The following is a 15,559-nucleotide window of genomic DNA, read 5'->3' on the forward strand; positions in this document are numbered from 1 at the left end:
GCGCACGAAGGAGACAGCACGTGACGGTGACGGATTCGCGGCCGGTGTACCGGCCGGAGGCGGGGAGCGAGCACAGGCGGCTCGCCATCGAGGAGGCCGCCGCCCGGGTCATCGCCGACCCCGCCAACTCCCGCGTCGCCGCGCGGCTGCTCGCCGAGGAGATCGCCGATGAGGCCGCCGCGCACGGCGTGCGGTCGTTCTCCGAGTCGGTCGCGGCCACGCACGCGGCGGGGCTGGTCCAGGACCGCCTGGCGGACTTCGTCCGGGACAACGCGGCCGTGCTGGACGGGCTGGTGGACCCCGGCGGCGACGACCGTTTCGAGTACTTCGGGCTGCGCACCGTCTACGACCGCTACCTGCTGCGCCACCCCGTGACCCGGGGCGTGCTGGAGCGCCCGCAGCACTTCTTCCTCCGCGTGGCCTGCGGCCTGGCGGACACCGTCGCCGAGGCCGGCGAGCTGTACCGGCTGACCTCCACGCTGTCGTACATGCCGAGCTCGCCGACGCTGTTCAACTCCGGCACCCGCCGCCCGCAGCTCTCGTCGTGCTTCCTGCTGGACTCGCCGCGCGACGAGCTGGACGCGATCTACGAGCGGTACGGCCAGGTGGCGCGCCTGTCGAAGTACGCCGGGGGCATCGGCATCGCCTGGACGCGGATCCGCTCGCGCGGCTCGCTGATCCGGGGCACCAACGGGCACTCCAACGGAATCGTCCCGTGGCTGCGCACGCTGGACGCGAGCGTCGCCGCCGTCAACCAGGGCGGGCGGCGCAAGGGCGCGGCCTGCGTCTACCTCGAACCGTGGCACGCCGACGTCGAGGAGTTCCTCGAACTGCGCGACAACACCGGCGAGGAGGCCCGCCGCACCCACAACCTGAACCTGGCCAACTGGATCCCCGACGAGTTCATGCGCCGGGTCGAGGCGGACGGCGAGTGGTCGCTGTTCGACCCCAAGGAGGTCCCGGAGCTGACCGACCTGTGGGGCGAGGCGTTCGACGCCGCCTACCGCGAGGCCGAGGCCGCCGGGCGGTACGTCCGGAAGGTCCCCGCCAGGGCCCTGTACGGGCGCATGATGCGCACGCTGGCCCAGACGGGCAACGGCTGGATGACCTTCAAGGACGCCTCCAACCGTGCCTCCAACCAGACGGCGCTGCCCGGGAACGTCATCCACCTGTCCAACCTGTGCACCGAGATCCTGGAGGTGACCAGCGACGCCGAGACCGCCGTGTGCAACCTCGGCTCGGTCAACCTCGCCGCCCACCTGGTGGAGCGCGGGCTCGACTGGGAGCGGCTGCGCGCCACGGTGGCGACGGCCGTGCGGTTCCTCGACAGGTCCATCGACCGCGGCTTCTACCCGACGCCGGAGGCCGAGGCGGCGAACAAGCGCTGGCGGCCGATCGGGCTCGGCGTGATGGGCCTGGCCGACGTGTTCTTCGCACTGCGGCTGCCGTTCGACTCGCCGGAGGCGCTGGCGCTGTCCAGCCGCGTCAGCGAGGAGATGGCGCTGGCCGCGTACCAGACGTCCTGCGACCTCGCCGAGGCGCACGGCGCGCACCCCTCGTACGCCGACACGCGGGCGGCGCGCGGCGTCCTGCACCTGGACCACTACCCGGCGGCGCGGCCCGTCCACCCCGGCGAGTGGGCCGCCCTGCGCGAGCGGATCGCGGCCACCGGGCTGCGCAACTCGCTGATGATCGCGATCGCGCCCACGGCCACCATCGCCTCCATCGCAGGCTGCTACGAGTGCGTCGAGCCGCAGGTGTCCAACGTGTTCAAGCGCGAGACCCTGTCGGGCGAGTTCCTGCAGGTCAACCGCTACCTGGTGCGCGACCTTCAGGAGTGCGGGCTGTGGACGCCGCAGGTCAGGGACGCGGTGAAGCGCGCCGACGGCTCCGTCCAGGACATCGCGGCCATCCCGGCGGACCTGAAAGTGCTGTACCGCACCGCCTGGGAGCTGCCGCAGAAGGCGCTGATCGACCTCGCCGCCGCGCGCCAGCCGTACATCGACCAGTCGCAGTCACTGAACCTGTTCATGGCGACCCCGACGATCGGCAAGCTGTCGTCGATGTACGCCTACGCCTGGCGGGCCGGGCTGAAGACGACGTACTACCTGCGCTCGCGCCCGGCCACCCGCATCGCGCAGACGACCGTCGCCGCCGAGCCGGCCACAGAGCCTCTCACCGGGCCCGTCGCCGGACCCGCCGCCACGCCGATCGCGGTCTCCGAGGCCGTGGCGTGCTCCCTTGAGAACCCCGAGATCTGCGAGGCGTGCCAGTGATGCTGCTCGACCCCGGCATGAACCTGACCCTGCGCCCGATGCGGTACCCGGAGTTCTACGAGCGGTACCGGGCCGCGATCCGCAACACCTGGACGGTCGAGGAGGTGGACCTCCAGTCCGACCTCGCCGACCTCGCCAAACTCGGCGCGGGGGAGCGGCATCTGATCAACCGGCTGGTGGCCTTCTTCGCCACCGGCGACTCGATCGTGGCCAACAACCTCGTGCTGAACCTCTACCAGCACGTCAACGCCCCCGAGGCGCGGCTGTACCTGTCGCGGCAGCTCTTCGAGGAGGCCGTGCACGTGCAGTTCTACCTGACGCTGCTGGACACCTACCTGCCCGACCATGACGAGCGGGCCAAGGCGTTCGCGGCGATCGAGCACATCCCGTCCATCAGGGACAAGGCCGAGTTCTGCTTCCGCTGGATCGACTCCGTCAACGGGCTGGCCCGCCTGGAGACGCGGGACGACCGCCGGGCGTTCCTGCTCAACCTGATCTGCTTCGCCGCCTGCATCGAGGGGCTGTTCTTCTACGGGGCCTTCGCGTACGTGTACTGGCTGCGCTCGCGCGGGCTGCTCGGCGGGCTCGCCACGGGGACGAACTGGGTGTTCCGCGACGAGTCCATGCACATGGAGTTCGCGTTCTCGGTCGTGGACACCGTGCGCGCCGAGGAGCCGGACCTCTTCGACGACGAGCTGGGCGCCCAGGTGACCCGGATGATCGAGGAGGCGGTGGCCGCCGAGCTGGCGTTCGCCCGCGACCTGTGCGGTGACGGCCTGGCGGGGATGAGCGCCGAGCGCATGCGCGAGTACCTCGAGTACGTCGCCGACCGCCGTCTGGCCCGGCTCGGGCTGCCGATCCGGTACGGGACGGCCAACCCGTTCGCCTTCATGGAGCTCCAGGACGTGCAGGAGCTGGCGAACTTCTTCGAGCGGCGGGTCTCCGCCTACCAGGTGGCGGTGGAGGGCAGCGTCAGCTTCGACGAGGCGTTCTGACCCCGTCGTCCTGCCCCTTCGTCCTCGTCCGAAGGTGGTCCGACCGAGTCCCTCCTCCGTGTGATCTGTATCACTCTATTTCGGGATTCATGGCCATATGTCTGGCTATGGATCGCCCGAGCCGGCGCGTGGCCTCGCGGCCCGCGCCGGTGGCGGGCCCGCGACGTCCGCCGTCACATGCCTGTACGCCGTCGGAGGAGGAACTTGTTCGCGCCCTGACTCGTGTGAAACGCGTAGCTCTGTGATCATTCGATCCGAGAGCACTCCGGATCCCGGTGCCCGGCTGCCATGGTTAGCCATTTACGCCTTTCCCCTGCACGCGATAGGAAAGGACGACGAAAGGGGCGCCGCCTGTGTCATCGGTAGCAAGCTGGATACTCCTGGTGGTCGCGGTGCTCGCGGCGGTGATCGCGGTCGAGCTGGTCAGGCGGCTGCTGCGGTCGCGCCACGTCAACGGCAGGTTCTCCCTGGCGGGCCCGCTCCTCGAGCGGTGCACGTGGCCGGCGTTCGCGACCGCGGCCGTCGTGACGTTCGACACCGGGTACGCGCCCGGCATGTCCAGCGTGACGGCCACCCTCGTGGTCGAGCAGGTCGTCACCCTGTTGCTCATCGCCTGCGTCGCCTGGCTGGTCATCCAGGCCGCGTACGCCGTGACCGACGTGGTGCTGGACCGGCTCGGCGCGATCGAGGGAGAGGGCAACCGCAAGGCGCGGCGCATCCGCACCCAGATCGCGCTCGTCCGCCGCGTCGCCGCCGCCGTGATCATCATCGTGTCCATGGGCTCCATGCTGTTCAGCTTCCCGGCGGTCCGCGCGCTCGGCGCCGGGCTGCTCGCCTCGGCGGGCATCGCGGGCGTGGTCGCGGGCATCGCCGCCCAGTCCACGCTGAGCAACCTCATCGCCGGGCTGCAGCTCGCCTTCAGCGACGCCATCCGCCTGGACGACGCCGTCGTGGTCGGCGGCGAGTGGGGCCGTATCGAGGAGCTGACGCTCACCTACGTCGTCGTGCGGCTGTGGGACGAGCGGCGGCTCATCCTGCCGGTCTCCTACTTCACCAAGACGCCGTTCGAGAACTGGACCCGCTACGAGAGCCGCGTCATCGGGCACGTCATGCTGTACGTCGACTGGTCGGTGCCCGTGGAGGAACTGCGGACCGAGCTCTACCGCCGCCTGCGCGAGCACCCCCTGTGGGACCAGAAGGACTGGACCATCCAGGTCACCGGCATCCAGCCCAACGGCCTGGTCGAGCTGCGCGCCCTGATGAGCGCCTCGGACGCGCCGAGCGTCTGGGACCTGAAATGCGACATGCGCGAGCACCTGGTGGCCTACGTCCGCGACCACTACCCCGAGGCGCTGCCCCGCCTGCGCGTGGAGGACTTCCCGCCCGCCGGACGCGGCGGCGCACCCGTCCCCGGGGCGGACGGTTCCGCCGCGGAGGCGGGCAGGCCCCCCGTCCGCGCCGGCTCCCTGCGGCCGCCCGGCGGCCCGTACCCCGACGACACCCCCGACGCCCAGGCCGACGGCGTCCCCGTGCGCTAGCCCACGGTGGCTCCGGGGCTCAGTTCTGCTGCGGGCGCAGCAGGCGCGTGGCGCCGGCGATGAGCGCCGTGGCGAGGATCCACCCCGACGCGATCAGGATGTTCGCCAGCCACTGCGTCCAGCCGACCGGCTCCCAGGCGGCCCGCTGCTCGAAGACGCTCACCGGGACCAGCAGGTCCAGGGTGTAGGGGAAGGCGTGGAACACGCGCCGCTCGTCCAGGCCCACCTGCGCGGGGGGATGCAGCGTGAACACCACCGTCCCGACCGCGAGCAGCAGGCCGAACCACACCCCGGCCAGCCACGCGCGGTGCCCGTACCCGACCGCGACGTCGAGCACGTAGCCGCCCACCCGGCCGGGGACTTCCAGGGTGGCGCGCCGGGCGCGCTGCTTGGCGAGCAGGACGGCGCGCGCCTCCGCATCGTGGCCGATCCTGCGGTACCACGCCGCGAGCTGCTCGTAGGGCTGCGGCCGGTAGCCCTCCGGGTCGCGGGCCAGCCAGGTCAGGCGGTCGGCCAGGGACGTGCCGCCGCGCAGCGACTCGAAGCCGAACCCGTTGAGCCGCACCTCGTCGGGGTAGGCGTCCGGGGAGTCGAGCAGGACGCCGATCCGCGAATAGCCCAGGTTGACCTCGCCGCTCAACGACGCGGGGCGCAGGATCAGCTCGTCGACCTGCATGTGGCTGAGGTGCAGGCAGCGGCGGCCGGGCGCGGTGAGCACCGCCTGGTCGAACGAGAGCACGCCCGCCACCCGGGCGCCGCGCAGCCGGATCGTGCCCTCGGCGGTGAAGCCGGCGCTGAACTCGGCGCTCGACGCCTGCATGTGGTCGGCGTAGATCGCGTGCTTTCCCGTGGCCTTGATCACCGCCCGCTCCAGGTACAGGCCGCTGTTGAAGCGGGCGCCGATCATCCGCAGCCCGCCCGTGGTGCGCAGGTCGCGGCAGAAGGCGCCGCCCTCCACGGTCATGCCGCCCGCCCACAGCGCCCAGTGGTCCTGGTCCCACCCGCGCTCGCGCCGCTCGGCCTCGCTGAACGGGCGGCGGACGTCCTCCATGTAGGTCTCCGACGCCCCGCTCATGGGTGGCGGCGCGTGCAGCGTGGCCCGGGCCAGCCGGAACTGGCCGGCGATGCGGGCGTTGTCCAGCCGCACCCCGGCGTGGACCGTGGAGGCGTCCAGCTCCAGCAGCCCGTCGACCGTGCAGCGGGCGGCCCGGATCCGGTGGATGTCGCAGCCGCGGAACCGCAGGCCCTTGGCGGTGGTGTCGGTCAGCGAGACCACGCCGGGCAGGTGGCAGTTGAGCAGGTGCAGCTTGGTGGTGAGCGTCGCGTCGGACAGGTTCAGGTCGCCCGCGATGTGCGCCCCGGCGAGCCGGAGCCCCGCGACCTGCCCCGGTCCGGCGGGGTTCGCCCCGAGCATGAGCGCGGTGACGACCTCGGCGCGCACCGTGCGGTGCCGGCCCCACGTGGCGCCCTTCGCCGGGTCGTCCGCCTCGGGGTCGCCGCTGCGCAGGTCGACCCAGGCGCCGGAGGGGTAGGCGTCCCAGACCTGGTGTTCCGCAGGGGTCAGCCGCCAGAACGGCCGTGATCTCCGCACATCGGGGACTTTAGCGCGAAATATCCCGCCCGGTCCCGTCTTGATCGGTTTCCCGTCATCGGACCGGCACCCGGGCGGTCCCCTCCGGCCCCGGCCCGGCGTACTCCCCGTGAACGTCAGTCGCGCTCGATGTGCATCGCCCGTTCCTCGGCGGACAGGTCCCCGTCGTCGGCGCCGACCTCCTGCGCCCACTCCTCGTGCTCCACGTCGGGATGCGCGCCCTCGTCCGGGGCGACGAAGCGGTACTCCTCGCGCGGCGTGTGGGAGCGCTCGGGGGCCTCCTGCCACACCCGGCGCGAGATGCCGTGCTCGTCGGGCTCGTCCTCGACGATCTCGTGACCGATGGGCAGGTTGTCGGTCCATTCCTCGATCTGGGTCAACTGTTCGTCATCGCCCATGTCGTCGGGCCCGCGTGTCGTACCGGTCATAGTGAAGGCCCTACCCCCGATCGGTCATTTATTGTCCATCCGCAGCCCTGTCATCGGGCAATGCCTGCTAGATCCTGGGCGGAGCCGGCCACGCTACCGCTCGACGATCTCGTTCTTGCCGATCACCACCACGCCGCCGCGGGTCACGGCGAAGCGCGAGCGGTCGTACTCGACGTCCAGGCCGATGCGGGCGCCGTCCGGGATGACCACGTTCTTGTCGATGATCGCGCGCCGGACGATGGCCCCCCGGCCGATCTTGACCCCGCCCATGAGCACCGAGTCCTCCACCTGGGAGTGGGAGTGCAGCACGACCCCCGGCGACAGGATCGACCGGGACGCCGTGGCGCCGGAGACGATCACGCCGGGGGACACCAGCGACTCGAGGGCGCGCCCGACCCGGTCGCCGTCGTTGTGCACGAACTTGGCCGGCGGGTGCGGGTCGTGGCCGGTGTAGATCGGCCAGCGGTCGTTGTACAGGTTGAACACCGGGTGCACCGACACCAGGTCCATGTGCGCGTCGTAGTAGGCGTCCAGCGTCCCGACGTCGCGCCAGTAGCCGCGGTCGCGGTCGGTGGAACCGGGGACGACGTTGTGCGCGAAGTCGTACACCTCCGCGCCACCCGACTTCACGAACGTCGGGATGATATTGCCGCCCAGGTCGTGCTTGCTGCCCGGGTCCAGCGCGTCCTCGCGCAGCGCGTCGATCATGGCCTGCGTCTTGAAGACGTAGTTCCCCATCGAGGCGTACACCTGGTCCGGCGCGTCCGGCAGGCCAACGGCGTCGGTGGGCTTCTCGCGGAACGCGACGATCCGGCGCCCGGCCGGGTCGGTCTCGATCACCCCGAACTGGTCGGCGAGCGACAGCGGCTGGCGGATGGCGGCGACCGTCACGTCCGCGCCGGAGTCGATGTGCTGCTCCACCATCTGGCGCGGGTCCATGCGGTAGATGTGGTCGGCGCCGAAGACGATGCAGTGCTCGGGCAGCTCGTCGTAGATCAGGTTCAGGTTCTGGAACAGCGCGTCGGCGGACCCGGCGAACCAGCGCGGGCCGAGCCGCTGCTGGGCGGGCACCGGCGTGACGTAGTTGCCGAGCATGGTCGACATCCGCCACGTCCGCGAGACGTGCCGGTCGAGGCTGTGGCTCTTGTACTGGGTGAGGACGACCATCCTGAGGTAACCGCCGTTGGCCAGGTTCGACAGGACGAAGTCGACCAGGCGGTAGATCCCGCCGAAGGGCACCGCGGGCTTGGCGCGGTCGGCGGTCAGCGGCATCAGGCGCTTGCCCTCGCCACCGGCCAGCACGATCGCGAGGATTCTCGTCTTCATAGGTCCGACGTTACCCGTCATTTCCCTGCTGAAGCCATCATTTGCCAACGCCACGCCCACCCAGGCGTTTACCTCACCGACCACACCCGTAACAGGGGTGGCCGCACGGGTCACTGCTAAGATCCTCGCTTGCGTTCGGGCGCTTCCCGGAAGGTGTTGGGAGAGCGGTGGGCGCTATGGTCTACGCATGCGCGTCGATCTCCTGAGCCGTGAGTATCCGCCCGAGGTCTACGGTGGGGCCGGAGTCCATGTGGAGTACCTCGCCAGGGAACTGCGGAGCCTGATCGACGTGCGGGTGCGGTGCTTCGGGGCGCCGCGCCAGGAGGCGGGGGTGGACGCCTACTCCGTTCCCGAGGGGCTGGCCGGGGCCAACGCGGCGCTACAGGTGCTCGGCGTCGACCTGGAGATCGCGGCGGCCTGCGCGGGCGCCGACCTCGTCCACAGCCACACCTGGTACGCCAACTTCGCCGGTCACGTCGCCAAGATGCTGTACGGGATCCCGCACGTGGCGACCACACACAGCCTGGAGCCCCTGCGCCCCTGGAAGGCCGAGCAGCTCGGCGGCGGCTACACCCTGTCCTCCTGGGCCGAGCGCACCGCGCTGCTCGCCGCCGACGCGGTGATCGCCGTCTCGGAGGGCATGCGGCGCGACGTGCTCGCCTGCTACCCCGAGATCGCGCCCGAGCGCGTCACGGTGATCCACAACGGCATCGACACGGGCCAGTACGCGCCCGATCCCGGTACGGACGTACTGGTCCGGCATGGCATCGACCTCGCGCGCCCGTACGTCGTGTTCGTCGGCCGCATCACCCGCCAGAAGGGCCTGGCCCACCTGCTGCGGGCCGCGCGCGCCTTCGACCCGGCCGCGCAGATCGTCCTGTGCGCGGGCGCCCCCGACACCCCCGAGATCGCCGCCGAGGTGACCGCGCTGGTCGAGGAGCTGCGGGCGAGCCGGGAGGGCGTGGTCTGGATCTCCGAGATGCTGCCGCGCCCCGACGTCATCCAGATCCTCACCCACGCGGGTGTGTTCGTGTGCCCGTCGGTGTACGAGCCGATGGGCATCGTCAACCTGGAGGCCATGGCCTGCGAGACCGCCGTCGTGGCGACCGCGACCGGAGGAATCCCCGAGGTCGTGGCCGACGGCGAGACCGGACTGCTCGTCCCCATCGACCAGGGAGCCGACGGCGAGCCGCACGACCCGGACGCGTTCGCCGCCGCCATCGCCGAACGGGTGAACACCCTGCTCGCCGACCCCGCCAAGGCCGCCGAGATGGGCCTGGCCGGCCGGCGCCGCGCCGTGGAGCACTTCTCCTGGCCGGCCATCGCCGTCCGCACCCGGGAGCTGTACGCATCCTTGGTGTGACCCTCGGGCCGGGCTGGTTCGCCTCCACGAGCCTCGAAAACGAGTGGCGACAACAGAACCGGCGGTCGGCGCGTCCAACGAGGTATGAGAAGCAAGAACGTGGCGCGTCTCGCGCTGGCCGCCGGGGTGGCGGCCGTGGTGCTGAGCGCATCGGGGGTTACGGCGGCGGTCGCTTCGACGGCGAAGACGTCGGCGTCACGAGTGTCGATGGTGCCGATTTCGGCGGCGGGCGTTTCCCAGGCACAGGCGCAGCCTGGGCGGTGTCACACCTCGGCGCTCGCCGCTCGGGCGGGGCGGGTGGACGCGGGGGCCGGGCAGCGATACGCGCCGCTGGTGCTCACCAACGTCTCGTCCAAGACCTGCTGGGTGTACGGCTATGTCGGGCTGATCATGATCGACGACCGGGGCGACGTGCTGCGCACCAGGACCCGCAGGGACGGCACGACGCCGCGCAAGGTCACGCTGCGCCCCCGGGCCTCGGCGTACACGAAGGTGCACTGGACCGAGGTCCGGTCCGGCCGCGAGACCGCCTGCCCGGCGTCGGCCCGGGTGATCATTCTGCCGCCGGACGAGGTGAACGCCCACCTGGAGATCCCCTTCACGGCCGCCCCCTGCGACGACGGGCGTCTGGACGTCTCACCGCTGGCCCCCGGCACGCACCCCTGAGCGCCTGGAATACGAAGGAAGCGTGCGGCGCCGGGTGGGGGGATCAGTACACTGGCGGGGTGCTCGCGATCGATCAGGTGCGGATGGCGTTCACGGATCGCCACGGGGGAGTCAGCGCGGGGCCGTACGGCACACGCAACCTCGGCGGGTCGGTGGGGGACGATCCCGCCGCCGTCGCCGAGAACCGGGCGCTGACCGCCAGGGGCTTCGGGCTCGACCCCGGCGGCGTGGTGTTCATGCGGCAGGTCCACGGCCGTGACGTGAGTTACGTGACCGAGCCCTTCGGGGCCGTTCCGCCCTCGCTCGACGGCGTGTTCACCGACAGGCCGGCGCTCGGCCTCGCCGTGCTGGCCGCCGACTGCGCGCCCGTCCTGCTCGCCGACCCCGTCAAGGGGATGGTGGGGGGCGCGCACTCCGGCCGCGTGGGCACGGCGGCCGGCGTGGTGACCGCGCTCGTGGAGGCGATGCGCGCCCACGGGGCGGACGATCTGGTCGCGATGGTCGGCCCGCTGGCCTGCGGTTCGTGTTACGAGGTGTCGGACGAGCTGCGTGACGAGGTCGCCGCCGTGGTTCCCGAGACGTGGTCGTCCACTCCGGCGGGCGCCCCGGCCCTGGACCTGCGGGCGGGGATCTCCGCCCAGCTCGCGCGGGCCGGGGTGGGCGACGTCCGGCACGACGCCCGCTGCACGATCGAGACCGCCGACCTGTTCTCTCATCGGCGCGAGAGGCTGACCGGCAGGTTCGCCGGGTACGTCTGGCTCACCGGCTGACCGGCGGCCGGGACCGCCCCGTCGCGGGTGGGGCGGGGCCCGGACCGGCGGGCGGCCCAGGACGTCCGGAACGCCGCGGGCCGCCGCATCGGCGTGATCAGCGCCAGGCCGGTCAGCATGGCCGCGGCTCCGAGCATCGGCGCCACGCCTGTGGTGAAGCCCGTCACGGTGAGGGTGAGCAGCCCCGCGCCCGTCAGGGCCGTCGCCACGGCCACCCGGACGCCGCCGGGCCGCGCGCCGGAAGCGGACGGGGGCTCCTCGAAGCGGGCGAACAGCCGGATCAGCGGGCGGGCGGCCAGCACGAGCGCGGCCAGCCAGAGGGGCCATCCGGCGAGCCAGGCCGCGCTCGCGGGCGCCGGGGTGGCGAGGCCCAGGCCGACGACGGCGACTCCGGCGACCACGAACAGGGCGCTCATGTGCCAGAGGTAGACGGTCATCATGCGCGGTCCCGCCCACGCCATCACGCGGGTCACGCGCGGCCGGGCGGCCAGGCGCACGAGACGGGGGCGCAGCAGCATGGCCAGCCCGATCTGCCCGAAGGCCACCCCGAGCAGCGCGACGGTCGGCGGGGCCATGTTGGAGATCGCTCCGGGCAGCCCGATCATGCTCCCCGGGTACGGGCCGAAGGCGACGAGCGCGGCGGCGGCGCCGAACCCGCCGGCCGCCATGAGCCGGAACCCGGCCAGGCGCCCGCTCGCGTACAGGAAGCCGAGCTGGTGAACGGCCAGCCAGACGAACGCGACGTTGAGGAATCCCGCCGCCTCGAATCCGTTGAACCGGACGACGTCGGTCAGCACGGCGGCCACGGCCATCGCCGCGGGCACCCGCCATCCGTACCGCTCGCCGAGCCGCAGCAGCGCCGGGGTCGCCGCGACCGCGACCAGGTAGATCGCGAGGAACCATAGGAGCTGCCCGGCCAGGCGCGCGGCCGTCTGCACCGGCTGCTCCGGCAGGCCGAACGCCAGGAGCAGGTGGGGGAGCGGGATCCACACGGCGGCCAGGGGGAGCACGGGCCAGGCGAGGCGGCGCACGCGACCGGCCAGCCAAGGCGCGTCTCCGCCCCCGCGGGAGGCGTGCGATCGGTGGCTGATCGCGTTGGCGGCCCCGCCGGCGAAGAAGACCAGGGGCATGACCTGGGTGATCCAGGTGATGACGAACGCGCCCGGTGAGGCGAACGCGTTGCCCGTGGTGATCCGCCCGTCGGGGCCGCCGGTGTAGGACAGGACGGGGATGCTCCAGTGCTCCAGCACCACCATGCCGATGCCGAACAGGCGTAACAGGTCGATGAACAGGTCGCGCCCCGGCCGGGCCTGGCGGGGGAGGGAGGACGACGGGCCGTCGCGTCCCGCGCGCACCTCGGCGACCGGGCCGGCACCGGCGGCGTCATGGGTGGAGGCGGTGGTGGCGCCGGACGTCACAGCGGGCAGGGCGACGGTGGTGGGGGGTGCGGGATCGGCCAGGTTCGCGGGCATGGGGGGACCTCGTGTCGTGAGGGGATCCAGGGTCCGGGAAGCCCGGCTCTGGCGGGATCCCGATGGACTCGACCCTCTCGCCGCCACCCCTGCCGGCGCACTGACGGCTACGGGTGTCTTCGGCGAAGATCACCTGACCTCTCGTGGTAGGGCTGGCCCTACCATCGGCCGGCCTGCGCACCGGCTCGATCGAGGTCGGAGGGGCTCGTACCTTTGACGGCATGACCTCCCCTTTCAAGCGACTTTTCAAGCGACTCGGCACCGACACGCAGTACACGTTGCTCGGCTTCCCCCTCGCCGTCCTGAGCTTCTGCCTGCTGCTGCCGGGCCTCGCCGCCGGAATCGGCACGACGGTGGTGTGGGTCGGCCTGCCCGTTCTCGCGCTCACCCTCATGGTGGCCCGGGGCATGGCGAACATCGAGCGGAGCCGCTTGCCGGCGATCATCGGCCGCCCGGTCACCCTGCCGCGCCGCAAGCGGGCGCCCGCGGGGGCGCGCTGGCCGCGCCGGGCGATCCAGCCGCTGCTGGACGGCCAGTCGTGGCTCGACCTGCTGCACGGCATCGTGGCCTTCCCGGTGGCGATCGTCACGTTCGTCGTCACCGTGGCGTGGTGGGCCGCTGCGCTGGCCGGCCTGACCTACCCCTTGTACGGGTGGATCACCTCCAGCATCCCGGGCAACATGCAGCTTCCCGAGCTGCTCGGGCTCGGCAGCGGCTACATCGTGGACTCGCTGTTCCACGTCGGCCTCGGCGCGTTCTTCGGCCTCACCCTGCCGTTCGTCATGCGCGGCGCGGCGATGCTGCAGGCAGGGCTCGGGCGGGCGCTGCTGGTCGGCGTGGCCGAGCTGCGCGAGCGCATCGACGACCTCACCGAGGGACGCGCCGCCGCCGTGTCGGCCGAGGCCGTCGCCCTGCGCAGGCTGGAGCGCGACATCCACGACGGGCCGCAGCAGCGCCTGGTGTACCTGGCGATGGAGCTGTCCCGGGCCCAGCGCCAGATGCGGAAGGACCCGGAGGCCGCGCAGGCGACGCTGGCGGAGGCGATCACGGCGACCCGCGAGACGCTGGATGAGCTGCGCGCGCTGTCGCGGGGCATCGCGCCGCCGATTCTCAGCGACCGCGGCCTGGCTCCCGCGCTGGCGGCGCTCGCCGGCCGCTGCACCGTCCCGGTCGACCTGGACGTGCAGACGGCCGAGAGGTACACCGCCGTGGTGGAGAACACCGTGTACTACGTGGCGGCCGAGACGCTGACCAACATCGCCAAGCACAGCCGCGCCCAGCTGTGCACGCTGTTGCTGACGCGCCTCGGGGACACGCTGGTGCTCAGCATCGGCGATGATGGGGTCGGCGGCGCGCACGTCGCCAAGGGGCACGGCCTGGCGGGCCTGGCCGACCGGCTTCGCGCGGTCGACGGTGAGCTGGTCGTGCAGTCGCCGGCCGGGGGGCCGACCTTGATCGTCGCGGAGGTGCCGTGCGGGTAGTCGTGGCCGATGACGCAGTCCTCATCCGGTCCGGCCTGATCAGGCTGCTGGAGGAGTTCGGCTGCGAGGTGGTCGACGCGGTGGGCGACGGCGGCGCGCTGGTGAAGTCGGTCGCGGCCCACCGCCCGGACATCTCGGTCGTGGACGTCCGCATGCCGCCGAGCTTCACCGACGAGGGGCTGCGGGCGGCCGTGGAGGCGCGGCGGCTGGTGCCCGGCTCCCCGATCATGATCCTCTCGCAGTACGTCGAGGTCTCCTACGCCGACGACCTGCTCGCCGACGCGCGCGGCGCGGTCGGCTACCTGCTGAAGGACCGCGTGGCCGACGTGGACGAGTTCCTGGAGGGACTGCGCCGCGTGGCCTCCGGAGGTACCGTGTTCGACCCTCAGGTGGTGGCCCAGTTGATGGTGAGGCGGCGGCGTGACGACCCGCTGGGGTCGCTGACCCCGCGCGAACGGGAGGTCCTCGGACTGATGGCCGAGGGCAGGTCCAACCCGGCGATCGGCCGGCAGCTCGTGATCACCGACGGCGCGGTCGAGAAGCACGTCAGGAGCATCTTCAACAAGCTCGGCCTGTACGCCGACGACGGCGACCAGCACCGGCGGGTGCTCGCGGTGCTGGCCTACCTGCGCTCCTGAGGTGTCACCGAAGCCGGGGGGATCGTCAGTCCGGGACGATGACGGTGACCGACGAGAACAGGTGGCGGAAGCCGAGCCGTTCGTAGAGCCGGCGGGCCGGGTTGCCCTCGGTGACGGCGAGGCCGAGCGCGGGCAGGCCGTGCAGGGTGGCCAGCGACAGCGCGCGGCGCAGCATGACGGCACCGAGCCCGGCGTACTGCGGGCTCGGGTCGCGGAAGACGTCGTAGATCCACGGGCCGCCGACGGGCGGCGGGTCGCCGCGGTCGCCGACGAGCACGCCCGCGACGACGCGCCCGTCGCGCAGGAGCAGCCCGCCGCAGGGCAGCAGCGGGCCGTGGGACCGGCCGTCGAGCAGCGGCTCCAGTTCGCGTTCGAGCAGTTCGGTGTCGTCGACCGGGCGGTGGTCGGGATGGCCGGGCCCGTAGGCGGCGTGCCAGGCGGGGAACACCTCGGCGGCGGGCACGGCGTCGGAGGAGACCACGCCGTAGCCGGTCTCGGCCCACTCGGCGGGGGCGGGGGCGGCGCGCAGGTCGCGTGAGTGGACGTGGGCGTGCCGCAGCGGGCGCGCCCCGGCGGCGAGCAGGCGCCGGCCGAGGTCCTCATTGCCCGAAACGACCCACCCCGGCATGTCACGGAGGATCACCTCGACCGCCCCGGGGGCGAGTTCCTCGGCGAGGTCGGCGCAGGGGCGTCCCGCGCGGGTGCCCTCGACGTAGCTGAGCACCGGGCGTCCGGCCTGGTCGGTGGCCGTCCTGCGGTTGAGAGTCTCCACGTCGACCAAGTTAGAGCCGGTCAGAGCCTGGAGCCACTTATTTTCGGGTTGTTTGCCCCGGTATGACCGCTCGTGCGCCGAGCATCCTCCGATGTTTACACGAGTCAGATCGGTCATTCAAGATCACGAAAATTCTGTAACGTTCTGGTACCAGCGGTGAGATCCGCGCGTTCGCGCAGGTCGCGGTGGACGTGGTCATGAAACACATGACGCTTCTGGAGAGCACGGGCAAGGCCGATTTCT

13 protein-coding genes are annotated in these 15,559 nt (G+C 72.0%); 8 read left to right on the forward strand and 5 right to left on the reverse strand.

Features of this window, described 5'->3' with window-relative positions; all coding sequences use genetic code 11:
- Positions 1-20 precede the first annotated feature (20 nt).
- The 3 genes from AB0H21_RS27955 to AB0H21_RS27965 all read left to right on the forward strand — a co-directional run bounded on the left by AB0H21_RS27955 (position 21) and on the right by AB0H21_RS27965 (position 4,809).
- Positions 21-2,276, forward strand: a complete 2,256-nt coding sequence (locus AB0H21_RS27955) for a ribonucleoside-diphosphate reductase subunit alpha (RefSeq protein ID WP_358522176.1) — start codon at positions 21-23, stop codon at positions 2,274-2,276.
- On the forward strand, positions 2,276-3,271 hold the full coding sequence (locus AB0H21_RS27960; protein WP_358522598.1) for a ribonucleotide-diphosphate reductase subunit beta: 996 nt from the start codon (positions 2,276-2,278) through the stop codon (positions 3,269-3,271). Before AB0H21_RS27955 ends, AB0H21_RS27960 begins: the two co-directional genes overlap by 1 nt.
- Positions 3,272-3,624: 353 nt before the next feature.
- On the forward strand, positions 3,625-4,809 hold the full coding sequence (locus tag AB0H21_RS27965) for a mechanosensitive ion channel domain-containing protein (protein WP_358522179.1): 1,185 nt from the start codon (positions 3,625-3,627) through the stop codon (positions 4,807-4,809).
- Positions 4,810-4,828: 19 nt separating this feature from the next.
- Here AB0H21_RS27965 and AB0H21_RS27970 read toward each other — a convergent pair whose 3' ends face one another.
- The 3 genes from AB0H21_RS27970 to glgC form a co-directional block, all read right to left on the reverse strand.
- Positions 4,829-6,400 carry a hypothetical protein gene (locus tag AB0H21_RS27970; protein ID WP_358522182.1) on the reverse strand — a complete coding sequence of 524 codons (1,572 nt, stop codon included), beginning with the start codon at positions 6,398-6,400 and terminating at the stop codon, positions 4,829-4,831.
- Between the two features lie 116 nt (positions 6,401-6,516).
- Positions 6,517-6,828 (reverse strand): DUF5709 domain-containing protein, encoded by a 312-nt coding sequence (locus tag AB0H21_RS27975; protein WP_358522185.1) that lies wholly within the window; start codon positions 6,826-6,828, stop codon positions 6,517-6,519.
- 93 nt (positions 6,829-6,921) lie between these two features.
- Positions 6,922-8,154, reverse strand: a complete 1,233-nt coding sequence (gene glgC / locus AB0H21_RS27980) for a glucose-1-phosphate adenylyltransferase (RefSeq protein WP_358522188.1) — start codon at positions 8,152-8,154, stop codon at positions 6,922-6,924.
- A 187-nt stretch (positions 8,155-8,341) separates the two neighbouring features.
- Here glgC and glgA point away from each other — a divergent pair, with 187 nt between their 5' ends.
- The 3 genes from glgA to pgeF all read left to right on the forward strand — a co-directional run bounded on the left by glgA (position 8,342) and on the right by pgeF (position 10,953).
- Positions 8,342-9,517: a glycogen synthase gene (gene glgA / locus AB0H21_RS27985; RefSeq protein ID WP_358522191.1), complete on the forward strand. Its 1,176-nt coding sequence runs from the start codon at positions 8,342-8,344 to the stop codon at positions 9,515-9,517.
- Positions 9,518-9,601: 84 nt separating this feature from the next.
- Complete coding sequence (locus tag AB0H21_RS27990; RefSeq protein ID WP_358522194.1) at positions 9,602-10,183, forward strand: DUF4232 domain-containing protein; 582 nt, start codon at positions 9,602-9,604, stop codon at positions 10,181-10,183.
- Positions 10,184-10,266: 83 nt separating this feature from the next.
- Positions 10,267-10,953, forward strand: a complete 687-nt coding sequence (gene pgeF, locus AB0H21_RS27995; RefSeq protein ID WP_358522601.1) for a peptidoglycan editing factor PgeF — start codon at positions 10,267-10,269, stop codon at positions 10,951-10,953.
- On the opposite strand, the gene AB0H21_RS28000 is transcribed toward pgeF, so the two are convergent.
- Positions 10,896-12,425, reverse strand: coding sequence for an acyltransferase (locus tag AB0H21_RS28000; protein ID WP_358522197.1), 1,530 nt, complete (start codon positions 12,423-12,425; stop codon positions 10,896-10,898). The two genes, pgeF and AB0H21_RS28000, sit on opposite strands and share 58 nt — an antisense overlap.
- A gap of 221 nt (positions 12,426-12,646) precedes the next feature.
- Here AB0H21_RS28000 and AB0H21_RS28005 point away from each other — a divergent pair, with 221 nt between their 5' ends.
- Together AB0H21_RS28005 and AB0H21_RS28010 are read left to right on the forward strand one after the other, a co-directional pair.
- On the forward strand, positions 12,647-13,906 hold the full coding sequence (locus AB0H21_RS28005; protein WP_358522200.1) for a sensor domain-containing protein: 1,260 nt from the start codon (positions 12,647-12,649) through the stop codon (positions 13,904-13,906).
- On the forward strand, positions 13,897-14,544 hold the full coding sequence (locus AB0H21_RS28010; protein ID WP_358522202.1) for a response regulator transcription factor: 648 nt from the start codon (positions 13,897-13,899) through the stop codon (positions 14,542-14,544). The genes AB0H21_RS28005 and AB0H21_RS28010 overlap by 10 nt, the downstream gene beginning before the upstream one ends.
- A gap of 25 nt (positions 14,545-14,569) precedes the next feature.
- Here the strand turns inward: AB0H21_RS28010 and AB0H21_RS28015 are convergent, their stop codons facing one another.
- Positions 14,570-15,316, reverse strand: a complete 747-nt coding sequence (locus AB0H21_RS28015) for a GNAT family N-acetyltransferase (protein ID WP_358522205.1) — start codon at positions 15,314-15,316, stop codon at positions 14,570-14,572.
- Positions 15,317-15,559: the final 243 nt, after the last annotated feature.

This window comes from Sphaerisporangium sp. NPDC051011 (assembly GCF_040653595.1).
In the GTDB taxonomy this organism is placed as follows: domain Bacteria; phylum Actinomycetota; class Actinomycetes; order Streptosporangiales; family Streptosporangiaceae; genus Sphaerisporangium.